The sequence below is a fragment of the Citrobacter sp. GW821-FHT07H02 genome (assembly GCF_059418505.1).
Map to the genome: position 1 here is coordinate 33,564 of NZ_JBWKPZ010000028.1, position 19,736 is coordinate 53,299.

The 19,736-nt window shown below is 55.0% G+C and carries 26 protein-coding genes and 1 pseudogene; 16 read left to right on the forward strand and 11 right to left on the reverse strand.

Annotated elements, in window-relative coordinates:
- Nucleotides 1-163 precede the first annotated feature (163 nt).
- The 12 genes from AC07NP_RS20920 to AC07NP_RS20975 all read left to right on the forward strand — a co-directional run bounded on the left by AC07NP_RS20920 (nucleotide 164) and on the right by AC07NP_RS20975 (nucleotide 6,718).
- Nucleotides 164-1,039, forward strand: a complete 876-nt coding sequence (locus AC07NP_RS20920) for a GTPase family protein (protein ID WP_169330393.1) — start codon at nucleotides 164-166, stop codon at nucleotides 1,037-1,039.
- Between the two features lie 200 nt (nucleotides 1,040-1,239).
- Entirely contained in the window at nucleotides 1,240-1,944 is a 705-nt protein-coding gene (locus tag AC07NP_RS20925) for a helix-turn-helix transcriptional regulator (protein ID WP_169330392.1), read from the forward strand.
- Nucleotides 1,944-2,513, forward strand: a complete 570-nt coding sequence (locus AC07NP_RS20930) for a hypothetical protein (RefSeq protein ID WP_169330504.1) — start codon at nucleotides 1,944-1,946, stop codon at nucleotides 2,511-2,513. The genes AC07NP_RS20925 and AC07NP_RS20930 overlap by 1 nt, the downstream gene beginning before the upstream one ends.
- A 36-nt stretch (nucleotides 2,514-2,549) precedes the next feature.
- A complete protein-coding gene (locus tag AC07NP_RS20935) occupies nucleotides 2,550-3,002 on the forward strand; it encodes a YfjS/YafY family lipoprotein (RefSeq protein WP_000737933.1) in 453 nt (150 codons plus the stop codon).
- On the forward strand, nucleotides 2,999-3,448 hold the full coding sequence (locus AC07NP_RS20940) for an IrmA family protein (protein WP_000734140.1): 450 nt from the start codon (nucleotides 2,999-3,001) through the stop codon (nucleotides 3,446-3,448). The genes AC07NP_RS20935 and AC07NP_RS20940 overlap by 4 nt, the downstream gene beginning before the upstream one ends.
- A 71-nt stretch (nucleotides 3,449-3,519) precedes the next feature.
- A complete protein-coding gene (locus AC07NP_RS20945) occupies nucleotides 3,520-3,750 on the forward strand; it encodes a DUF905 domain-containing protein (RefSeq protein WP_063925496.1) in 231 nt (76 codons plus the stop codon).
- 98 nt (nucleotides 3,751-3,848) lie between these two features.
- Nucleotides 3,849-4,670 (forward strand): DUF932 domain-containing protein, encoded by an 822-nt coding sequence (locus AC07NP_RS20950; RefSeq protein WP_169330391.1) that lies wholly within the window; start codon nucleotides 3,849-3,851, stop codon nucleotides 4,668-4,670.
- Between the two features lie 30 nt (nucleotides 4,671-4,700).
- Nucleotides 4,701-5,144: an antirestriction protein gene (locus AC07NP_RS20955; RefSeq protein WP_001093282.1), complete on the forward strand. Its 444-nt coding sequence runs from the start codon at nucleotides 4,701-4,703 to the stop codon at nucleotides 5,142-5,144.
- Between the two features lie 12 nt (nucleotides 5,145-5,156).
- Nucleotides 5,157-5,699, forward strand: a complete 543-nt coding sequence (gene radC / locus AC07NP_RS20960; RefSeq protein WP_169330390.1) for a RadC family protein — start codon at nucleotides 5,157-5,159, stop codon at nucleotides 5,697-5,699.
- Nucleotides 5,696-5,917 (forward strand): DUF987 family protein, encoded by a 222-nt coding sequence (locus AC07NP_RS20965; protein ID WP_063963757.1) that lies wholly within the window; start codon nucleotides 5,696-5,698, stop codon nucleotides 5,915-5,917. The genes radC and AC07NP_RS20965 overlap by 4 nt, the downstream gene beginning before the upstream one ends.
- A gap of 25 nt (nucleotides 5,918-5,942) precedes the next feature.
- On the forward strand, nucleotides 5,943-6,308 hold the full coding sequence (locus AC07NP_RS20970; protein ID WP_169330389.1) for a type IV toxin-antitoxin system YeeU family antitoxin: 366 nt from the start codon (nucleotides 5,943-5,945) through the stop codon (nucleotides 6,306-6,308).
- A gap of 38 nt (nucleotides 6,309-6,346) precedes the next feature.
- On the forward strand, nucleotides 6,347-6,718 hold the full coding sequence (locus tag AC07NP_RS20975) for a TA system toxin CbtA family protein (RefSeq protein ID WP_064324662.1): 372 nt from the start codon (nucleotides 6,347-6,349) through the stop codon (nucleotides 6,716-6,718).
- A 445-nt stretch (nucleotides 6,719-7,163) separates the two neighbouring features.
- On the opposite strand, the gene AC07NP_RS20980 is transcribed toward AC07NP_RS20975, so the two are convergent.
- The 6 genes from AC07NP_RS20980 to AC07NP_RS21005 form a co-directional block, all read right to left on the reverse strand.
- The gene (locus tag AC07NP_RS20980; RefSeq protein WP_494661603.1) at nucleotides 7,164-8,090 is read right to left on the reverse strand and encodes a tyrosine-type recombinase/integrase; all 927 of its coding nucleotides are present in this window, start codon (nucleotides 8,088-8,090) and stop codon (nucleotides 7,164-7,166) included.
- The gene (mobH, locus tag AC07NP_RS20985; protein WP_494661604.1) at nucleotides 8,080-9,690 is read right to left on the reverse strand and encodes a MobH family relaxase; all 1,611 of its coding nucleotides are present in this window, start codon (nucleotides 9,688-9,690) and stop codon (nucleotides 8,080-8,082) included. Before mobH ends, AC07NP_RS20980 begins: the two co-directional genes overlap by 11 nt.
- Nucleotides 9,691-9,871: 181 nt before the next feature.
- Nucleotides 9,872-10,945: an extracellular solute-binding protein gene (locus AC07NP_RS20990; protein ID WP_494661616.1), complete on the reverse strand. Its 1,074-nt coding sequence runs from the start codon at nucleotides 10,943-10,945 to the stop codon at nucleotides 9,872-9,874.
- 21 nt (nucleotides 10,946-10,966) lie between these two features.
- Nucleotides 10,967-11,803: an ABC transporter permease gene (locus AC07NP_RS20995; RefSeq protein WP_494661605.1), complete on the reverse strand. Its 837-nt coding sequence runs from the start codon at nucleotides 11,801-11,803 to the stop codon at nucleotides 10,967-10,969.
- The gene (locus tag AC07NP_RS21000; protein ID WP_494661606.1) at nucleotides 11,800-12,666 is read right to left on the reverse strand and encodes an ABC transporter permease; all 867 of its coding nucleotides are present in this window, start codon (nucleotides 12,664-12,666) and stop codon (nucleotides 11,800-11,802) included. The genes AC07NP_RS20995 and AC07NP_RS21000 overlap by 4 nt, the downstream gene beginning before the upstream one ends.
- Nucleotides 12,663-13,730 (reverse strand): ABC transporter ATP-binding protein, encoded by a 1,068-nt coding sequence (locus tag AC07NP_RS21005; RefSeq protein WP_494661607.1) that lies wholly within the window; start codon nucleotides 13,728-13,730, stop codon nucleotides 12,663-12,665. Before AC07NP_RS21005 ends, AC07NP_RS21000 begins: the two co-directional genes overlap by 4 nt.
- A 215-nt stretch (nucleotides 13,731-13,945) precedes the next feature.
- Between AC07NP_RS21005 and AC07NP_RS21010 the strand changes: the two genes are divergently transcribed.
- Both AC07NP_RS21010 and AC07NP_RS21015 read left to right on the forward strand, forming a co-directional pair.
- Nucleotides 13,946-14,776: a glycerophosphodiester phosphodiesterase gene (locus AC07NP_RS21010; protein WP_494661608.1), complete on the forward strand. Its 831-nt coding sequence runs from the start codon at nucleotides 13,946-13,948 to the stop codon at nucleotides 14,774-14,776.
- A gap of 18 nt (nucleotides 14,777-14,794) precedes the next feature.
- Nucleotides 14,795-15,907, forward strand: a complete 1,113-nt coding sequence (locus AC07NP_RS21015) for an ROK family protein (RefSeq protein WP_494661609.1) — start codon at nucleotides 14,795-14,797, stop codon at nucleotides 15,905-15,907.
- 1 nt (nucleotide 15,908) lies between these two features.
- Here the strand turns inward: AC07NP_RS21015 and AC07NP_RS21020 are convergent, their stop codons facing one another.
- Nucleotides 15,909-16,154 (reverse strand): helix-turn-helix domain-containing protein, encoded by a 246-nt coding sequence (locus AC07NP_RS21020; protein WP_494661617.1) that lies wholly within the window; start codon nucleotides 16,152-16,154, stop codon nucleotides 15,909-15,911.
- 92 nt (nucleotides 16,155-16,246) lie between these two features.
- Nucleotides 16,247-16,501: a helix-turn-helix transcriptional regulator gene (locus AC07NP_RS21025; RefSeq protein ID WP_070556590.1), complete on the reverse strand. Its 255-nt coding sequence runs from the start codon at nucleotides 16,499-16,501 to the stop codon at nucleotides 16,247-16,249.
- Nucleotides 16,502-16,621: 120 nt separating this feature from the next.
- On the opposite strand from AC07NP_RS21025, the gene AC07NP_RS21030 reads away from it, so the two are divergent.
- Nucleotides 16,622-16,894: a helix-turn-helix domain-containing protein gene (locus AC07NP_RS21030; RefSeq protein WP_063390934.1), complete on the forward strand. Its 273-nt coding sequence runs from the start codon at nucleotides 16,622-16,624 to the stop codon at nucleotides 16,892-16,894.
- Between the two features lie 76 nt (nucleotides 16,895-16,970).
- Complete coding sequence (locus AC07NP_RS21035) at nucleotides 16,971-17,177, forward strand: hypothetical protein (protein WP_063390046.1); 207 nt, start codon at nucleotides 16,971-16,973, stop codon at nucleotides 17,175-17,177.
- A gap of 21 nt (nucleotides 17,178-17,198) precedes the next feature.
- On the opposite strand, the gene AC07NP_RS21040 is transcribed toward AC07NP_RS21035, so the two are convergent.
- From AC07NP_RS21040 to AC07NP_RS21050, 3 genes and pseudogenes are all read right to left on the reverse strand, one after another.
- Nucleotides 17,199-18,110, reverse strand: coding sequence for an ArdC family protein (locus tag AC07NP_RS21040; RefSeq protein ID WP_494661610.1), 912 nt, complete (start codon nucleotides 18,108-18,110; stop codon nucleotides 17,199-17,201).
- Between the two features lie 85 nt (nucleotides 18,111-18,195).
- Nucleotides 18,196-18,489: pseudogene (locus AC07NP_RS21045) on the reverse strand (hypothetical protein).
- Nucleotides 18,490-18,828: 339 nt separating this feature from the next.
- Nucleotides 18,829-19,701, reverse strand: a complete 873-nt coding sequence (locus AC07NP_RS21050; protein WP_494661611.1) for a phosphorothioated DNA-binding restriction endonuclease — start codon at nucleotides 19,699-19,701, stop codon at nucleotides 18,829-18,831.
- Nucleotides 19,702-19,736: the final 35 nt, after the last annotated feature.

The following is a 19,736-nucleotide window of genomic DNA, read 5'->3' on the forward strand; positions in this document are numbered from 1 at the left end:
CCGCATTTGGCACGAAGCGGATCTCGTTTAGTCCTGGGCTACACAAGGTCCTTTGTGTATTAATCTAAAATTCAAAATAATTTCAGATAGATATTATCTCTGTGAATCCCCGCTTTCCTGACTGGAACTCGGGGTTTTTTATTTTTCACGCTGAGACTACTGTATGAATAAACCTGACGGCCTTCAGGCCCTTGAACAACCGCTCGCGTCGCTTCCGCACACGCTTCGCCAGCTTATTCTTGAACGTATCCAGAACCTGACCCATTACGAGCCGGTAATTGGCATCATGGGCAAAAGTGGTACAGGTAAATCCTCTCTTTGCAACGAACTTTTCCGGGGTGAGGTGTCCCCGGTGAGTGATGTGAACGCCTGTACTCGCGACGTACTGCGCTTCCGGTTGCGCAGCGGTCGTCACAGTCTGGTGATTGTCGATTTACCGGGGGTTGGTGAAAACGGGCGGCGGGATCAAGAATACCGTGCCCTGTACCGTCGAATCCTGCCGGAACTGGATCTGGTGTTGTGGGTCATTAAGGCCGATGATCGGGCACTAACCGTGGACGAGCAGTCCTGGCACGGTGTGATGCAACCTTACAGGCAAAAGGTACTGTTTGTGATTAACCAGGCCGACAAAATCGAACCCTGTCATGAATGGGATACCCTCACCAGCAAACCTTCAACACACCAACAGGGAAATCTTAAAGCGAAGCAGGCTGCGATTATGGCGATGTTTAAACCGCATCATCCGGTCTGTGCGGTGTCCGCCAGCACTGGATGGGGCATTGAGGATATGGTGGCAACCATGATGCGCTGTCTGCCTGACCGCGCCACCAGTCCGGTGGTGACACAACTGCACGGGAGACTCTGCACAGAGCCGGTAAAGTCGCAGGCCCGTGACAGTTTCGGTGACGCTGTGGGTTGTGTTTTCGATACGGCTGAGTCATCGTCATTCCTGCCTGCGCCACTGAAAACGGTGATTCGAACCGTGCGGGAAGCCGTGGTAACCGTTGCCCGTGCCGTCTGGGACTGGATTTTCTTATGACAAACCGCTTATGGCGGACACTCCCTGTCCTTGCTGCGCTCAATTAATGAGCAACTAACCCATCGATTAGGCGCAAAGCCGCATCATGGCTGAAATCCACATACTGAAAAAATACGCCTTCCCATGTCCATACCCTGTCCGGCCCCTTCGTTACACTAATCACTTAATTTTCAGCCTGTTAACAGGATGGAGAAAATCTAATGTCCCAGACTGAGCGTCGCCATGAGCGGCTGGCGGTTCGGCTGTCCCTCATTATCAGTCGCCTTGTTGCTGGCGAAACACTGGATATGGGCCTTCTTGCAGCAGAGTTTGGTGTATCGATCCGCACCCTCCGCCGGGATTTTCGTGAGCGACTGATGTACCTGGATCTGGAATATCGCGACGGCACCTGTCGTCTGCTCTCTGGTAGTCATCAACGCGAACTGGCTGTACTGACTTTTGCTCGTCAGTCAGGCGTGGAGGCCCTGTTTCCTGACATGGATAACCACATGGTCAGTTCCCTGTTAAGTGGACCCGGTGAGTCTCCTTGTCTCATATGGGCAGAGTCAGAGTCATTGTCGCCACCCAGGCCAGGCATATTTACACGCCTTGTAAGGGCCATATCAGAGCGTCGTCGCGTGACGCTGCTGGCTGAAGGTTGTCGTTGCTCAGGGCTTGCACCATACCGCCTCGTACTCTGCGGCGGGCACTGGTATCTGACTGGAGAGCACCATCATCGAGTGGCGGTGTTTCCGCTGAATGATATCCATGCAGTTACCTTGCACCCGGAACTGTTCGTGCCCAACCTTCAGATTCGCAACGTTCTCACCGAACCGGAATTCCTCAGAGCTCTTCCCCATTTTCACGTTTTTCACTCACTGCTCGCCAGAACCGGCGACGGTCTTTTACCTCATAAGGAATCATGATGAAGAAAATACTGACTACAACGGTGCTGGCCGTCAGTCTCTGCGCAGGCGCTACCTTTCCGGCGTCTGCTGAAACTGTCGTGGGTACCGTCAAATTCTGGCAGTACATGCAGGCGGATGGCTGGAAATCAGCAGATGGCATGGACAACGACGCGCTGAACAATACGCTCTATCAGGCCAGTGTGATTGGCAATTATCCCTGGACCAGGCAATTCCTGCTGCGTCAGCGTGGTGGCGGTGTATATTTTCTCGCCGATAAGAAAACGCATACCGTGCGCAAGCTGAATCTGAAACCTGCCAGCGGTTATTACTCCGATCTGACCTCGGTCTATCAGAGTGAAGACCAGGGGAAAGGGTGTTACTTCACTATCATCGACACCCAGTATCAGCTGGGGCTGGCTGATGTACCTCACAGCAACCAGGTGCTTGCCGCATTCCCGGAAAACTGTGTCAACAAACAGCAGCAAGCTGCCCTGGCGGCGAAGCGTTCTGCCTCAGAGCAGAAACTGCAGCAGTGGGTAGCTCAACAGAGTCTGGCAGAGTTGTGCCGGAGCACCGGCAATTGCTGAAGCCAAGGAACGGACGATTAATAAGGAATCTGCACCATGAAGAAATTGTATCGACCTGTTCTCACTGTTTTGATGGTTATCGGTGCCATGGGGGTTTCTGGCTGCGACCGCAAGGAAGATGCGGGTGTGAAAACGATAGCAAGTTTTAAGGACCTGACTCCGCCACCGTTCAGCAAGGTTGTCTCGCATAAATCCGATATTGCCCAGGAATGGGTAAAGAAGGATGCTTTCGGCACACCGCAATATACGGTGATGAAAACCAACCAGTCGCCGGAAGGCTGTGAGTCAGGCAATTATTACTACATTGCGGATATGCAGCAGAAAACGGTGCAGCCTCTGATTGCTGCCCTGTGTCTTGCGGACAATATCACCCTGAGCTTCCGGATTGAAACCGACAGCTACACGGGTGAAAAATCGGTGGTGTATTCGCACGATGGCAAGGAAATGGGGAAACTCTATCTGCCGGAGAATCAGGAGAAAAATCCATGAAGAAGCTGAAAGGCGTTATCTCAGTTTTCGCTCTGAGCCTTTGTTTGCTTTCACCGGCTCAGGCCGAAGAACAGCGTTACATCAGCATCCGCAACACAGACATGGTCTGGGTGCCGGGCAATGTCTGCGTGTGGCAGTTTCGCCTGGACAACGGCGGCAGTGGTGAGGGGTTTGGGCCTCTGACGCTCTCCCTACGTCTGAAAGACAAAGGGGGAAACACGCTGGTTAAGGGGAATATGGCGGTGGCTGCATTTGGTGAGAGCGATGCGACTCGCTCTCAGGAAGCCTCGCTGGAGAACGAATGCGTGGAAAACGTCAGCTCTGTCGAAATCATGAAGGCAACGGAAGAGCGTAATGGTTACCAGATTGACCTGCCACTGTCTGTTTTCGACCCGCAGTATTACCAACCGCTGCAAGTCACGGTTGTCGGAGGTAAGGCGTCTTAGCCAATTCTTTACCCGTTTGATTCAGCCCCTGTCGCTTATGCCACAGGGGCTTTTTGTTTTAAGGAGCCTGTATGCCTGAACTCACTGAACTACCAGAGGGACCGTTTTCGCGCCAGCAGGCAGAGGCGGTTGCGGCTCAATATTCCAACATTGCTATAGAGGACGACCAGGGTACGCATTTCCGTCTGGTTATCCGTCATGAGCGTTGCATGGTTTGGCGAGCCTGGAACTTTGAGCCGGATGCCGGTTACTGGCTGAACCGGTATATCACTCGTTATGGCATCCGCAAATTTCCTGCATAACCACCACCAGCACATCACCGATACAAACAAAGTCAGGGCACACCTCTTTCGGGAAGTGTGGCCTTTTGTCTTTTTACCCACTGCATAAGGAGTTACCCATGCGATTAGCCAGCCGCTTTGGCCGTATAAACCAGATACGACGTGACCGGCCTCTAACCTACGAAGAGCTGATGAGTCATGTCCCCAGCGTGTTCGGGAGTGACAAACATGAATCTCGTTCAGACATGTACACCTACATCCCGACCATCACCATCCTTGAAAGCCTGCAGCGTGAAGGCTTTGAGCCGTTCTTTGCCTGCCAGACGAAGGTTCGGGACCAGAGCAAGCGGGAGTACACCAAACACATGCTTCGCCTGCGTCGTGCCGGTCAACTGTCAGGACATCAGGTGCCGGAAATCATTCTACTTAACAGCCATGACGGCTCATCAAGCTACCAGATGTTGCCGGGGCTATTTCGAGGCGTCTGTACCAATGGTCTGGTCTGCGGCCAGTCATTCGGAGAAGTGCGGGTACCGCATAAAGGCAATGTCGTCGAGAAGGTGATTGAAGGGGCTTACGAAGTGCTCGGGGTCTTTGACCGGGTGGAGGAGAAGCGCGATGCGATGCAGTCACTGGCGCTGCCAGCCCCGGCCCGTCACGCGCTGGCGAATGCCGCGCTGAAATATCGCTTTGGCGAAGACCACCAGCCGGTCACGGTATCGCAGCTGCTGACTCCGCGTCGTCGGGAGGACTACGGCGATGACCTGTGGACTGTCTACCAGCGCGTGCAGGAGAACCTGATGAAAGGAGGTCTGTCAGGGCGAACCGCACAGGGGAAAAGCAGCCGCACCCGTGCCGTTACCGGCATTGACGGCGATGTGAAGCTCAATCGCGCCCTGTGGGTTATGGCAGAAAACATGCTCGAATTTTTCGGGCGTTAAACAACAGTTCCGGTATAAGGAGATAGTTTAATGAATACAAAAAATCATCAGTTCGAGGAGCATACCGTAATTACTGCCTCAGCGGTCCCTGACGAGTTACGCATTGGCTTCTGGCCACAGCACTTTGGCACCATCCCGCAATGGATAACGCTTGAGCCCCAAATCTTTGCCTGGATGGATCGGCTGTGTTCCGATTACCAAGGTGGTATCTGGCGCTTTTCGACACTCAGCAACCGCGGCGCTTTTATGGCTCCCGAGTCAGATCACGATGAGAAGTGGACATTGTTCAACAGCATGAACGGCAATGGCGCAGAGCTTACCAGTGAAGCTGCAGGGATGGTCGCCTGTCTGATGACTTACAATCACCACGCCTGTCGCACCGAGTGTGACGCGATGACTGAGCACTATTATCGCTTACGCGACTACGTGCTGAACCATCCAGAGTGCAGCGCCATTATGCATCTCATCGACTGAGGGATACCGAACATGAATACCGCATTATCCCCGCTGTCATCTCAGCCTGAACTCTTTCCACTGGCGATTATGACCCAGCATGGTTGTTTGCTCCCCGCGACCTCCGGATTAACCCCCTATGCCCAACGCACCATTCGCCGGGCTATCAATCTGCTGGATAAATATCTGCGCCACCCCGGTATATCCTTTACCTCCAGTACTGCTGCCCGTGACTGGCTTCGGTTACATCTGGCAGGACAAGAACGGGAAGTGTTTATGGTGCTCTATCTCGATAACCAGCATCGTTTACTGGAGAGTGAAACGCTATTTGCCGGTTCGATTAACCATGTGCAAGTCCATCCCCGTGAGGTAGTGAAATCAGCGCTTCGCTTCAATGCTGCAGCTGTCGTACTGGCGCATAACCATCCATCCGGTGACCCGGAGCCCAGCCAATGCGACCGCAACATTACGGGCAGGCTTAAAGAAGCGCTGGCACTGGTTGATGTGAACACGCTCGATCATCTGGTCATCGGTTCAGAGGGCATTGTGTCGTTCGCAGAGCGAGGCTGGATATGAAAATCATCAGCAAACGCCAGGCAATGACCCTGTACCGGCAACATCCTGGATCCCGACTGTTTCGCTTCAGTACGGGCAAATATAAATGGTCAGGTAGTATCTGCCATTATGCTGGCCGCGAGGTGGAGGACATACGCGGCGTTCTGGCCGTGTTTGCTGAACGTTGTCAGGACCGCAATGGCCCCTATGTCATTCTTCGAAGCGTTACTCTCAATTAATCCTTCACTTTAATCAGGAATAATAATGAACAATCACTCAGAATCCGGTGCCATACTTGAGAATTCCCCCTGCCAGCAGTGGGGGCTAAAGAGTACGATCACACCCTGTTTTGGAGCTCGGCTGGTGCAAGAAGGCGACCGCCTGCATTTTCTCGCTGACCGCGCCGGGTTTAACGGTGCTTTCAGTGACGAGCATGCGTTGCGCCTCGACCAGGCCTTTCCGTTAATACTCAAGCAGCTGGAGCTGATGCTCACCAGCGGAGAGCTCAACCCTAGGCACCCGCACAGCGTCACGCTTTACCACAACGGACTCACCTGCGAAGCCGACACACTCGGCTCCTGTGGCTATGTCTTCATTGCTATCTATCCTGAGCATACTGAGCCGCAGTAACTCACCGCTTATCCCCTTAACTTCATAGAGTAAACCTCATGCAAACCATATCATCACACCCGACACGGGCGGCTCAGCCCTGCCTGTCACCCGTTGAAATCTGGCAGTTGCTGCTGACTCATCTGTTATCGCAGCACTATGGCCTGACGCTGAATGACACACCGTTCAGTGATGAAGCCACCATCCAGGAACATATTGATGCAGGAATATCGCTTAGCGATGCGGTAAACTTTCTTGTCGAAAAATATGAACTGGTAAGAATTGACTGCGATGGTTGCTCTGTCATGGAGAAGTCACCGTTTATCACCAGTATCGATATTCTACGTGCCCGGAAAGCCTCCGGTCTGATGAAACGCAACAGTCACAAAACTGTTACCAGGGTAACGGCAGGTCAACATCAGGAGCTATAAGCTATGGGCAGTCAATTAATGTTGATATCGACAACATTGATACAATGCTGTCCAATGTAGGGAAAGCTAACAGTAACCAGATGATGAGGAGTTCGCGAAGGCTAAAGCCAGCTTCTCATCTTTATCTGTATCATCTACTCATAGGGGGATTTTGTTCAGTTGGCTTTGCCCTGATTCGAGTCCCGAATCCAATGAATTAATGTGTTGGTATCTGCGTTGGTACACATAAAATTAGTTTGTTTTTATTGGTTTTAATTCAAGGAGTTAATTTTAATGTGCGAGTCCGGCCTTCGCACCATGAATTAAAAAGCAGGCGGAAAACCTAAAGTAGTCAATGCGTTATTCATTAAGACCGGAAATTAACGGCAACCACAAGAGGCCGTGTTTCTGGCTTTTTTGTTTATAAAGCCTCGGTTCGGGATCTTTCCACTCACCTTCCGCTTTGTCAATCTCTCTCCACGCAACTTCTGAGCATCTCGACATTATGTTCGATATAGCTGAGCGTGACTTTAATATCCCTGTGCCCCAGCAGCTTCTGCGTGACGTATAAATTTTGCTCCGGTTTCTTCATCAGTTCGGTTGCCACGGTGTGGCGGTAGCGGTGTGAGGAAAAACGGCTGTGGCAGGCGTCGCTCAGTTTGGCAAAGAAATAGCTGACCTGATTTTCTGTCATCGTTTTGCCCTGGCGCAGCGTCCGCTGGTTGAAGCAGTTGATATTAAATAGTTGCTCGCCGGAAGCGATCCTCCGTTTGTGCGCCTCATACAGTAACATTTCCAGATGTGGCCGCAGTCGGGAGGAGATGGGTACCACATGCTCATCGTGGCTTTTACTGCCCTCGCTCTGGATAAACAGGGTGTTATGTAACAGATCGATATCCCGGCTACGCAGATGCAGAAGCTGGTTCAGCCGGATGGCGGTGTAGTTGAATGTCTCTATTGCCGCCAGCCAGAACCAGGCGGGGTAAAACGGCGAATGGTAGCCGTACTGCGTTTTCTCCTGCTCGATGTAGTGATGCAGGACTTCGCGTGAGAGAACAATTTGCTCATGAGTCAGGGTTTTCTTCCGGCGACGCGATTCGCGCAGCGTGACGTTCATAAACGGATTGATGAACTGCGTCAGCAGTCCCTGGCGGATGGCGAAGTTATACAGCGCGCGCAAGTGGCGCATGTAGTGATTCCAGCTCACCGGCTTGATATCGCGCTCGTTCAGCAGATAGCCGCGCCATTCCAGCGCCATATGCGGCGTGACTTCGGCGGGCAGTACGTTGCGCCAGTGGGTAAACTGCTCCACCGCCGTGCGATAACAATCCTGGGTCGCCGGTCGCAGCAGGCGGGCAAAAAAGTACTCATCCAGGAGTTCTTCAAAGGTCATGGTCATTCTCTCCTTCATTCAGCAAGAGATGGGGGTTATTAAAGGGGATGTCATCGCCGAACAGCAGCGTGGGATCGTGGAGCAGATACCCCTTTAAACGCGAGCTGCGGCGCGGACCGACAACGGCGCAGTTCCAGATGTTGAGGCCGTTTTTGCGTTTGCGGTGCAGATTCAGATCCTGAAACGCTTTCTGTACCTCCCGCCAGCGTTCTGCCGGGATATTTCTTCCGCAGGCGTTCAGCCAGAGCTTAAAAATGCCCGGCGTGACCAGAAACGCCGTTCCGGCGACGGTGTGGATCCGGGCGTTGGGTTCGTTGATTTCCAGACGTTGCATCTGGACGTTTTGGGTTAGCCACAGCCAGAAGGCTTCGCCGGACAGCGGTTCTTCATCCTGTAGTGTGGCGGGAACAGGTTCTGGCTCAGGTTCATTGGCAATACAAGGTTTATCCGGTTCTGGCGCGATGGGCGTTACCGTTCCCTGAAAGACGTCTGGCCGTTGTTGCAGGTTTTCCCAGATAAGCGACGGAGAAAAGCGCAGCAGGGTCAGTTCGCTGCTCCAGCCGCCGCTGGCCTCGATCCGGCAGCGCCAGATGGCCTTGTCCTCGCAGGGAATAAGTAACCGATGTGCCTGCATCTCGTCGAACAGCCGCACGTTATGCTGCGGTACGGCGTCAATCCCCTGGCGCAGCAGCCAGCCGCGTACCGCGTCAGCAGCGTTCTTACTGACCAGCCACAGCGCCTCTTCCGTCAGCCAGCCGTCAGCGCCGCCGTTCGGGTTATTGAGCCGGAACTCCTGCGCCAGCAGGTCGCGCAGGGCAGCGATGATTTGCTGCGGCAGCGAGGTTTGTGGGCGATGAATCGCTTTGACCGGATCGCCGCCGAGATTAAACGCCACCGACGCCCGGTCGGCTTTCTGCACTAGTTCACCAGCCAGCCCGGCATACTGATACTGTCCGTTCAGGCAGTGAATGAGAGTGGATAACGCAGCGGCGTCGGCGGCGAGCCAGTCGAGGCATTCCGGGGGGAGTAGTCGGGTCAGCAGAAGAGCTGCCGCAGCCGGGTGGCGCAGATAATCACGTTGCGGCAGATAGCGAAACCGATAGCGCTGGGTCAGCGGGCCATGCCACGGAAACCAGCGTTGTCCGCTGTCATCCTCCACCTCAATATCGGTGATGAGTTTGCCCAGATCGTGCAGCAGCGCGGCGTAGATAATAACCGTCGTCCAGCGTTCGGACTGCGCGGCCTGATCTTCCGGCGCTGCATCAGGTGGAAAAAGATAACTCTGCCGCAGCCGTGCGGCATAGCAGGCGGCTTCTAGGCTGTGATCGAGCAGACCGCCCGCGTGGGCGTGGTGGTGGTTTTCCGAGGCGGGAAACGACTGCGCCAGTTCCGCAAAACGGTGGAGTGGCGTCAGCCAGAAGCGTTCGAACAGCGGGGCAGGGAGTGCGGTGCTTTGGTGAATAAACTGGATAAGCTGCTGGCGGGATGGCTTCGCCAGCAGGATTTCAGCAGATTCAGATTGCAGCCAACCCTCCGTGGCGTTTGTCTCGTCGGTGGATGATGTGGTGTCTGGTTTTTTGCGTGCCAGCCATATCCGCATAATGGCCCTTTATACCCAATGGATTTCGGGTCGCGGGACTGCAACCCGAAAGACGAAGGGGGTTCCTTTTCCGGGTAAGCCCGTTATCCCTTCAACCCCTTCCCCTGAACCTTTTGCATTCTGCCTTTTCGCGCGGTCAGGTTCTGAGGGAAATTGTTTATGGCTGCACGCAAATTGAGGTTTACTGCATCATGACTTCACGCACGAACTCTTTTCTGAGCTGCGTACTGTACGCTTTACCGTAAAACTGCACTGCTGCATCCGGGCGTTTTACGTCCGGGCTGACCTGTTTGTTCATCGGCGTGGAGCCGAAGGCTTTGCTGAGCGCCTGTTGTGTTTCTGGCTGAATCAGCCAGTTAAGGAACAGCCGTGAGGCCGCCGGATGCGGGCTGTTGGCGGCAATGGCCGCGATATTACCGCCGCCGGGCATGCCAAACTCCGGCACGTAAAATTTCAGCCGCGAGGTGATGGCCCCGGTTTTTTGCAGCCCGGCCAGATGGTCTTCCCACGCGGGCGTCAGCATCAGCTCACCGTCGTTCAGGCGCGTCAGGCTGTCAGCACCGGAGGCGGTGCGGGTGATTTTGTCGCCGTTGGTGGCAAACCACTGCCAGCCTTTGTGCCAGTTTTTCACCACCGCCGGGTCAACGTTCTCCGCTTCGCTGTTAAACTTGCCGCCCTGAGTGGTGACGATACGCTGGATAAAGGCTTCCCCCGCGCCGCCGTTATTCGGGTCGTTATAGCCGAAGCGCTTTGGATTGGCGTCGATAAAGCTCTGCAACTGTTCCAGCGTCTGCGGCAGCGCCCGATCGCCTATTTGCTGCGGGTCGTAAGCAAATCCGGTCTGGTTGCCCCAGAACGCCACGGCGTAGCCCTGAGTATCGACGTTCTGAATCTGGTGAATGGCGTCGCCATAGCCGGGCAGGTCGTCCACCTTCGCCAGCGCTTTCGCCCCCGTCGTTACCGGGAGCTGCGCCACGGACAGGGCGATAACGTCAATTTTGCCCTTCGCTTTGCCCGCTTCCGCCAGCAGCTTGTTCATATTGCCGTCGATACTGCCTTCCGGAATGCGCACCTTAACGCCGTACTGCTGCTCAAAATCCTTCACAAAGCTGCGCCACTGCGGCTGTAAATACCAGACGTTAAAGGTCACGCTGCCCTCTTTTTTCGCCTGGGCGATCAGGTCGGGATTATCCGCCGCCAGCGCCAGCGAGCTGCACAGCAGGCCGCCCGCCAGAATCATCACTGTTTTTTTCATCACATTATCTCCTGTAAAAGGTCAGGCTTTCCCCGTGGATTGCGACAGATAGTTCCCCTTCAGCAATTTCTCGATGATGACCATCAGGATGACGTTGGGGATCACCAGAATCATCGACACCACCGCCGCATCCGGGCGGACGAAGGAGTAGCCGAGGAAAGAGTAAAGAATGGTCGGGACGGTGATAAAATCCGGCGCGCCCAGCACGTATGAGATGCTGAACTCCTCCAGACTTCGCACCAGACAAAAAATCAGCGCCGCCAGGAAGCTCGGTTTCAGCAGCGGCAGATAGGCGTTACAGAAGGTGCCCCACGTGCCGGAACCTAAATCGCGGCTGGCGTCGATCAGATCCTGCGGTACCGCCTTAAACCCTGCCGACATAATGCGGATCGAATAGGGCAGCGTCAGCACCGTATGGCCGATAACAATGCTGATAAAGGCGTTGTCGATATTGAGGTTAATTAGCATCGCGCTAAAGAAAATCCCGATCAGCATTCCCGGCATCACCAGTGGGATCAGCGTCAGCATCTCCGCCACCGCCTTACCGCGAAAGGTCATGCGCCCGAAGGCGTACGCCGTGGGCAGCGACAGCAGCAGGCTGACCACCGCCACCGCAGGCGCAATGGTGTAGCTGTTGAACAGCGCCTCGGAAAGCGAGGTTTTTTCCCAGACCAGCAGCCAGCGGCTGAACGATAATACGGGCGGGAAGATATCCGGGTAGCTCCACGGATGGGCCGGGTCAACCAGCGACCAGAGGATCGCCATGCCGAACGGCATCCCCAGCCAGACCAGGTTGGCTACGACGAAGAAGACCAGCGAAATCGTTACCACCCGGCGACCGTTGGCAGTGTGGCTCATTTGACCTCTCCTTTGCGGGTGGCGAACGGGGTGATAAGCAGGGCGATCAGCAGCGTGCAGAGTGCCGCCGTGACCATAATGATCACCGCAATCACCGCCGCGTTATTCCACTCGCCGTACTCCATGGCGGTGGCCTGCATCAGCCGCGCCAGCGAGTAGGTGTTGCGCGGCCCGGCCACCGAGAAGAAGGCGAAGTCGCCCAGCGCGCCGATAAACACCAGAATCAGTGTCACCTGCACGGCGGGCAGCGTCAGCGGCACCACCACGCCGGTAAAGCTGCGCCAGCGGCTGGCGCCGAGGTTGCTGGCGGCGTCCAGCACGTCATTACGAATGGCGTTGACCGCACCGCCGACGAGGATCAGGGCGAAGGGCAGGTTTTTCCAGATTTGCAGGATCACCACGCCCCAGCCAAAGTCGTCGTTCTGCATCCGCAGCGGCTCGCTGATAATCCCCAGCGCCAGCAGCAGTTCGTTGATAATGCCGTGATAGGCGACGATGTTGACGAACAGAAACGCCGCCACCAGGCCGGGGATAAACATCGGCGCGCGCAGCACCGCGATAATGCCCTCTTTACCGGCCATCGGTTTACGCAGCCACAGCGCCAGCGGATACGCGAAAATCACCGAGCCGAACGCCCCCAGCAGCGACACTTTTACTGAATAAACCAGAGCACTGCGCAGCACTTCGTCCTGCAACATATTGCGCCAGTATTCCAGCGAGAAATGGCTGTCGCCTTCGAGGTTAAACCAGCCCAGGCTCTGGACGATCACCACGTAAAACGTCGATCCCATCAGCAGCAGAATGGTGCCCAGCCCGCTGAGCATCAGCAGCCAGGCGACCGCATCGTTGCGCCAGTTTTTCATGATACCGGCTCCAGAAAATGGATGGCGTTATCCGCCAGACGGAAGCAGGCGCGCTCGCCGGGGGCGACGGGCGGCTTTTTGATTAGCTGTAAACGGACCGACAGCCCGGCGTCGTTGTGGCCCCAGGCTTCGGTGAGATTGCCCATAAAGGCCATTTTGTCGAGCGTCAGGGAGAAGTGGTTGTCGCCTGCCTGCGGCTGGCTGACATACTGCGCGTCTTCCGGTCGCCAGCAGATGTAGCAGTGCTCTGCGCGCGGCGGCTGGTCTGAGAAGACATAAAACTCGCCGAGGGCGCAGCGTACCCGGTAATAACCCGGCTGCTCTGCGGGCGTGACCTGTGCGGTGTCGATATTGGCCGCGCCGATAAAGTCCGCCACAAAGCGGTTGGCCGGGCGGTAGTAGATCTCCTCCGGCCTGCCGATCTGCTCGACGTTGCCGGCGTTCAGCACCACGATTTTGTCCGACATCGCCAGCGCTTCCGCCTGGTCGTGGGTGACGTAGATCGAGGTGAGCCGGTACTGCCGCTGGAGTTCCTTGATTTCAAAACGCACGCTCTCGCGCAGCTTGGCATCGAGGTTGGAGAGCGGTTCGTCGAACAGGATCACATCCGGGCGGGTGATCATCGCCCGCGCCAGCGCCACGCGCTGCTGCTGGCCGCCGGAGAGCTGGGCGGGCATTTTCAGCCGCTGGCTCTCCAGCCCCACCTGCTTCAGCGCCTCCGCCAGCCGTGTCTGCTGTTCGCCGATGGCGACCTTTTTCTGTTTCAGGCCGAAACAGATGTTGTGCGCCACGTTGAGGTGCGGAAACAGTGCATAGGACTGGAAACACATGGCGGTGTTGCGCTTTTCCGGCGGCAGGGCGTTGACCGCTTTATCGCCAATCAGAATGCGTCCGCTGTCCGGCTGGTGAAAGCCGCCGATCATTTTCAGCAGGGTGGTTTTACCGCAGCCGCTCGGCCCGAGCAGGGTGACGAACTCCCCCTCTTCGGCGCAGAACGAGATTTCCCTGGCGGCATAGAATTCGCCGAACGTTTTGGTCACCTGTTCCAGAACCAGTTTTGACATGAGTCTGTTTTCCGTCGATGTAAAAGATGATTATTAAATTTACATACTAAACATTAAATTTATGTGACGCAGATCTTTAAAGTTGAAATATGATCTAAATATCAAATTAAATACAGGTAAAACAATGTATTAACCATGAAAAGATAAAAACATCTTTCACATTTAAATTTAAATAGTAAAGTTAATAACCATCTTACATTCGAGAGGAAAAGAAGATGGCGTTTAACTTTCACCGGGCGGCAGAGGGGATTGTGCTGGCCAACAGTCATCGCGGGTATTCCAGCTGTGCGCCGGAGAACACCTTTCCGGCCTTTGAAGCCGCCCGCCTGGCAGGAACCCACTGTATCGAAATTGATATCCACCTGACGGCGGATAACCAGCTGGTCGTCACGCACGATCACCGTATCGACCGGGTGTCCACCGGGCAGGGATTTGTGGAGCAGATGATGTACCCGCAGTTGCTGGCGTGCGACTTTGGCGTGAAATACCATCCGTCATTTGCCGGAACGACAATCCCGCTGCTGGCGGACGTGCTGCGCTGGGCGGTGGAAAACGACATGGGGTTAATTGTTGAGGTCAAACAGCGCAACCGCCATGAGACGTTTGTGGCTGAGCTGGTGCGACTTCTGCGCGAGCAGCCGGAGGCCATCGGCCATATCCAGTTGCTGGGCTTCAACCATGTACTGATTAACCGGGTGAAGGCGCAAATTCCACAGCTGGCGTTACAGGTAGTGACGCTGGAGCGGTACAATAACCAGCTCGCGGCGGTGCAGCAGTCAAATGCCGGATGCGTCTGCTTTGAGTTCGAGTTCGCCCATATCGACGACCTGCGGGCCTACAAAAATGCCGGGCTGGGCGTGCGGATGTATCTGCACGAAATGAAAAACGGCATGACGCCGCTGGAGCAGTACGACTATAAATTCGGCTGTGACAGTCGTCCGGTGATTATCGGCTGGATGCAGGCGGGGCTGATTGATATGCTCAGCCACGATGATATTCCATACTTGCAGGGGCTGATTGAAGAAGCAGGCCTGCAATGGGGTTAGATAAAAATTAAGGACACCATGAACGCCCACTCTGAACGCCTTGAACTGCGCGGTTCGCAGCGCCTGCTGCTGGAACTGATCCGCCGCCACGCGCCGGTGACACGAGCCGAACTGGCGCGGCTGTCCGGGCTGACGGCAGGGGCGATCACCCAGCAGTGTCGGGAGCTGATGTTCTCTGGCCTGGTGGTGGAAGGAGAGCGCAATACCGGGCAGCGCGGACAGCCGTCGCTGCCGCTGCGCCTTAATCCCGGCGGCGGCTGCGCCATCGGGCTGTCGTTCAGTCCTGGCTTTATCGATATGACGGTGGTCGATCTCAGCGGTCGCCAGCTGCTGTCACTTTCTGAAGCGCATCAGGAGAATCAGCCGCTGGAAGCGACCCTCGCGCAGATCAAAACCCTGGTGGAGCAGACGCTGAAAAAGCGCCAGCTCCAGCACGCGCGTATTCTCGGTATTGGCTATGCGGTGCCGGGATTTCTGAAAGCAGACGGACGCAAGCGCCACAGCGTGCCGTGGCTGGAGAGCTGGCGCGAGGTGGATTTACAGCAGGCGTTTGCCGACAACCTGCCGTGGCCGACGTGGGTGGAGAACAACGCCAACGCCTCGGCGGTAGGCGAGCTGTACAGCGGCGAATGGAATGCCTACAGCGATCTGACTTTTATCGACCTTGGCTACGGTATCGGCGCGGGGATTATCTCCGGGCATAAAATGGTGCGCGGCGGGTTCAGCAATGCCGGTGAAGTCGGGATGGCATTTCCGTCCGGCACGCCGCGCCCATCGTATAAGGATCTGCTTGCCACACTGGAGCGTGACGGGTTCAGTGAAAGTCAGCTTCCGGAGCTAATTGCCGGACAGCATCCGCTGCTGGAGAGCTGGTTTGAACGCTGTCGTGGCCAGGTGGAGCAGACGGTGTTTGGCTGTGTGCAGTGGGTAGACCCGCAAATAATCGTACTCGGCGGCGCGATGCCGAAACCGATTATCAGCCGTCTGGTGCAGGAGCTGAATCAACGGCTGGACACCCGGCTCGACCCCAACCGCCCGAAAGTGAAGTTAGCCGCGTCTTCGATGGGGGCGCAGAGCGCGTCACGCGGCGCGGCGATGATCCCGCTGTATCAGGTGATTAATGAAGATTGAGTTACAAAGAGTCATATTTGCGGGCTATGCTTTGTAGCTCGCTTTGCCAGTCCATGGCTAGGAGTTGTGCCAGACGGATAAACTCCACCACATCCAGACGCCTTTCCCCATTTTCGACCTTCGCAATAAATGACTGTGGCCGCCCTAATGCGGTCGCTATGGCTGTTTGAGTGATGTTTTGCCTGACTCTGGCTTGTTTCAAGGCCGAAATCACAGACTGGTAATCATCTGAATAAACTGAAGTCATCGCACAGAAATCCGATTGAAATCCCAAAATCGAATATCCGTGCTTTAATGAATTATCCCAAAACGGGATAATTGGCGTTCAGTAGGCAGAGACTAGGTGCGGTGCTGTTCAGCGTAATGCAGGACGATTTCTGCCAGATCGTCTTCGACGGTGTAAAGGTAACAAGCAGGGATTTTTAGTACTTCAGCAAACTTACACGCCAGAGAAAAATCGGGAGAGTGGGTGCCGCGCTCATACTGGTTCATCCGGGCGCTGGCCGTTGCTTCATCAATGCCCGCAAGGATCCCTAGCCGTTCTTGCGACAGCTTCGCCCTGAGTCGCGCCTCTTTCAGACGATGTGGCAGCATGAGATCCCCGCGTCATTTCTTATATTTGGGGAAATTTTCAGCCTTGCTAGCGTAAATATTACTAAGTTATCCTTAGTATTGGTGATTCAAATAACCTTTCAGGATCTCGTGGAGTGGGCTATGAAACCAAAGGATGACTGGCATCGGGCGGATATCATTGCAGAACTGCACAAATGTGGCACCAGCCTTGCCGCGCTCTCCCGTAGCGCCGGGCTGAGTTCTTCCACCCTCTCCAACACGCTCGACAGACCCTGGCCGAAGGGAGAATGGCTGATTGCATCGCGCCTTGGTAAGCACCCGGCGGAGATCTGGCCTAGTAGATACTTTGATGAGCGAGGGCGTTGGATTGAACGTTTTGTCCGGGGGCAGAAATTACCGGTGCCCGGACGCTGATTGGTCGTAAATGCCGTGTACAAAAGACCTCGCACTCCGTGATGATGGTAATGGTTTAACTGTTCAGGACGCGCTTATGCAGGCTCACTTCTTACCGCCGCCATCTGCCGAAGAACTGGTGATCCGCTGCCAGATACTGGTTCGGGAAATTATTGCCGCGAAACAACCAGGAGTGCGGGATGTACTGACGTTTATCCTTTCCGACCAGCTTGATCTGCTCAAAGGTGCGATGGATGCGGGGTATATCAATAACGAGGAAGAGCAGGGGAGAACGGCAGAGTAGAACCCTGCCGTGAATATGAAGTTATGCGCTCAGCGCTAACGGCTGCTGCGCCCGTTCAAGCAGATATTCGCAGGCGTTACGCGCTAACCCGCTGGCGCGGAAAATCGCTTTTTTGTCCTGCTGCAATACCTTCAGCCACGATGCGATGTAGCTGTCATGCTGTAGTTTCGCCTGAATGCCGACATGAGCGCACAGGAAGGCGGATCCCATTTCGGCAACGAGCTCTTCGAAACTATACGTCGGATCACCAAAGGTATGGTTTCCGGCGGTAATTCCGTCCCGATTTAGTCGTGAAGCATGTCCGGTAGCGTGCGTCAGTTCATGCAGCAGCGTGCCGTAGTAATCCTCACGCGAAGCGAACTGCTCAGGATGCGGCATGATGATGCAGTCGCGCCCCGGCGAGTAATACGCCCGGTTCTGGCGTCGGTGAGTGATTGTCACCGCGCTTTGTCGGGCCATCTGTTCAGCAGCGGCGATGGGATCATCGACCATCACGACAGGCTGCGAGAATGCCTCCGGCAAATCTTCGCATTGCTGAATATTGAACAGCCGGAACTCGCGTACCACGGCGTAAGACGTCACTTTGGGGTTTCCGTCAGCATCAAGAACCGTGTTCCCGTTGCTGTCCACAACTTCGCGCTGCTGGGGCAGATAAAACACGGCCAGTGTAGATTTTTCGCCTTTGCGGATGTTACCGCCCGCATTGCGAATCTGAGTGAAGGTCAGCCAGCGATCGCTTTCATATCCCTGTCGCTCAGCGCTGTTCCAGAGCAGAGGAATATTGATGCCGTGATACAACCGCCCGGATAAGGCATTCATTGGCACCACCGGTTCCCCTTCCCGCCACGGGCGAACCCAGGGGATCACGCCTTTCTCCAGCGCGGCGATAATTTCATCGGTGACTTTCTGGTAAAGATCGTTGCTTCTGTTCATAAGCGTAACCTCATGATAAAGAAGCCGGGTACAGCGCTCCCGGTCGGGAGTCGCCCGGCACGGGGAGTGAAGGATGCTGAGGCAATCAGCAGGTATGAAGGGCAGTAACCAACAGGTGGTTATCTTCAAGCGTTAAGCGTAGTGGCGTCATCAGCGGTACATTGCTGCTGCCGTCAGAGGGCAAACAGTACAGACCGAAATTGATGCTCTTACGGTCCGGGCCTGCACTTTTGAATGTCAGCATGGTGGCGACAATCAGGTTTTCGAGACGGTCGTCTTCCTGAGAGGGATCGGGTGGAAAACTGACTACCTTTTCCTAGGCCTCAGATGAGACAGACAACGATAAGGATTTTGCTTCAGGGCAAGATGAAGTAGGCATAGCGTTTCTCCAGTTATGAAAGCAGAGAAACGCCGCCCGGCAGGGAGGGATTCCCTGCATGGTGGGGTCGAGGATGTATCAGGCGCTAAGCGCTGTCCGCGAGGATGATACGGAGCGGACGAAAAGGCGAGCCTCACCGGGTAGGGTGGCAACCTGAAGGCTCTGGTTGCGGGGCAAACTTCGTACAGATTAATACGGTATCAATAATAATCAAGAGTCTGGTTTCTCAGGGTGAGAGTTTGGACTTGTTATCCTGGAAGCCAGTCTGGTGCGCAGGATTTATCCTTAGAGGGGATAAAGCATATTGGGCACTCAATGATACCTGCGAAGTTCACGGCCTTAGGCTTTGAAGATCTGCTTACGATGCCAGCCGACGTATTGTTCAGTGGGCCACAGCGATTTGTCATGAGGAAGATGTAACTGCTGGTCGTTCCGTTGCCAGAACAGATTATCCACTACCGGGCTACGGCTGACGCCGCCGGAGATACGGATAGTCAGGTTTTCATCCAGCCCGAACGCGCCCATATCAAAAGCATCATGGTGCAGCGAACACAGCGCCAGACCGTTGTTTACCACACACGGCCCGCCATAGGTTTTCCAGTGGATATGGGCTGCTTCAATACCAACCAGCGCACCATCCAGTCGTAGGTCGTAACCGCAGAAAGCACATCGCGAATGGTAAGCCCGGAGAACGATGTCTCTGAAGCGCGGATCGCGGTTCTTTGAACGGTCGATAAAATCCAAACCCAATTGGTTGGCGAGGATCCTCTGAATACTCTCGGGGAAACGATCGATCAGAATCTGCTGGGCCAGTTGGTCGATCATCTCCGGATGCGCCAGCAACTGCTGGTAAGCCGCTTCATCAAAGCCGCCTGCTACCTGGTTATCAATCAGTTCTTTTTTTGTCGGCTGGGTGTTGCCTTTACGCGGTTTACAACCCTCCGCGTTGGTGATTTCCCAGAAGCCGTCAGTTCTAAGCCGCCAGAAAGGCATATTTGGATAGTCAGTACGCCGCTTGGGGCCAAATTCTTTCAGCAGGCGAGTGAGCGGTTCGTGGATCTCAAGGCCGTAATTAAACAGGCGTGGGTGTTCTGCTTTGTACTGCGACAACACATACAACAGCAGCAACGGCTTATGCGGCGCGCATACGTTTCCTTGACGCCACACAGAAACGTTGGAGATGGCTGATTGCAGCGTTTCGAGAGATATCATAGGAATGAACCGGGTAACAGGCTGATGTTATTGCG

Bases quoted from the DNA above. Each gene is read 5' to 3' on its own strand.
- AC07NP_RS20920 (WP_169330393.1), top strand. From the start codon at position 164: ATGAATAAACCTGACGGCCTTCAGGCCCTTGAACAACCGCTCGCGTCG.
- AC07NP_RS20925 (WP_169330392.1), top strand. From the start codon at position 1,240: ATGTCCCAGACTGAGCGTCGCCATGAGCGGCTGGCGGTTCGGCTGTCC.
- AC07NP_RS20930 (WP_169330504.1), top strand. From the start codon at position 1,944: ATGAAGAAAATACTGACTACAACGGTGCTGGCCGTCAGTCTCTGCGCA.
- AC07NP_RS20935 (WP_000737933.1), top strand. From the start codon at position 2,550: ATGAAGAAATTGTATCGACCTGTTCTCACTGTTTTGATGGTTATCGGT.
- AC07NP_RS20940 (WP_000734140.1), top strand. From the start codon at position 2,999: ATGAAGAAGCTGAAAGGCGTTATCTCAGTTTTCGCTCTGAGCCTTTGT.
- AC07NP_RS20945 (WP_063925496.1), top strand. From the start codon at position 3,520: ATGCCTGAACTCACTGAACTACCAGAGGGACCGTTTTCGCGCCAGCAG.
- AC07NP_RS20950 (WP_169330391.1), top strand. From the start codon at position 3,849: ATGCGATTAGCCAGCCGCTTTGGCCGTATAAACCAGATACGACGTGAC.
- AC07NP_RS20955 (WP_001093282.1), top strand. From the start codon at position 4,701: ATGAATACAAAAAATCATCAGTTCGAGGAGCATACCGTAATTACTGCC.
- radC (WP_169330390.1), top strand. From the start codon at position 5,157: ATGAATACCGCATTATCCCCGCTGTCATCTCAGCCTGAACTCTTTCCA.
- AC07NP_RS20965 (WP_063963757.1), top strand. From the start codon at position 5,696: ATGAAAATCATCAGCAAACGCCAGGCAATGACCCTGTACCGGCAACAT.
- AC07NP_RS20970 (WP_169330389.1), top strand. From the start codon at position 5,943: ATGAACAATCACTCAGAATCCGGTGCCATACTTGAGAATTCCCCCTGC.
- AC07NP_RS20975 (WP_064324662.1), top strand. From the start codon at position 6,347: ATGCAAACCATATCATCACACCCGACACGGGCGGCTCAGCCCTGCCTG.
- AC07NP_RS20980 (WP_494661603.1), bottom strand. From the start codon at position 8,090: ATGACCTTTGAAGAACTCCTGGATGAGTACTTTTTTGCCCGCCTGCTG.
- mobH (WP_494661604.1), bottom strand. From the start codon at position 9,690: ATGCGGATATGGCTGGCACGCAAAAAACCAGACACCACATCATCCACC.
- AC07NP_RS20990 (WP_494661616.1), bottom strand. From the start codon at position 10,945: ATGAAAAAAACAGTGATGATTCTGGCGGGCGGCCTGCTGTGCAGCTCG.
- AC07NP_RS20995 (WP_494661605.1), bottom strand. From the start codon at position 11,803: ATGAGCCACACTGCCAACGGTCGCCGGGTGGTAACGATTTCGCTGGTC.
- AC07NP_RS21000 (WP_494661606.1), bottom strand. From the start codon at position 12,666: ATGAAAAACTGGCGCAACGATGCGGTCGCCTGGCTGCTGATGCTCAGC.
- AC07NP_RS21005 (WP_494661607.1), bottom strand. From the start codon at position 13,730: ATGTCAAAACTGGTTCTGGAACAGGTGACCAAAACGTTCGGCGAATTC.
- AC07NP_RS21010 (WP_494661608.1), top strand. From the start codon at position 13,946: ATGGCGTTTAACTTTCACCGGGCGGCAGAGGGGATTGTGCTGGCCAAC.
- AC07NP_RS21015 (WP_494661609.1), top strand. From the start codon at position 14,795: ATGAACGCCCACTCTGAACGCCTTGAACTGCGCGGTTCGCAGCGCCTG.
- AC07NP_RS21020 (WP_494661617.1), bottom strand. From the start codon at position 16,154: ATGACTTCAGTTTATTCAGATGATTACCAGTCTGTGATTTCGGCCTTG.
- AC07NP_RS21025 (WP_070556590.1), bottom strand. From the start codon at position 16,501: ATGCTGCCACATCGTCTGAAAGAGGCGCGACTCAGGGCGAAGCTGTCG.
- AC07NP_RS21030 (WP_063390934.1), top strand. From the start codon at position 16,622: ATGAAACCAAAGGATGACTGGCATCGGGCGGATATCATTGCAGAACTG.
- AC07NP_RS21035 (WP_063390046.1), top strand. From the start codon at position 16,971: ATGCAGGCTCACTTCTTACCGCCGCCATCTGCCGAAGAACTGGTGATC.
- AC07NP_RS21040 (WP_494661610.1), bottom strand. From the start codon at position 18,110: ATGAACAGAAGCAACGATCTTTACCAGAAAGTCACCGATGAAATTATC.
- AC07NP_RS21050 (WP_494661611.1), bottom strand. From the start codon at position 19,701: ATGATATCTCTCGAAACGCTGCAATCAGCCATCTCCAACGTTTCTGTG.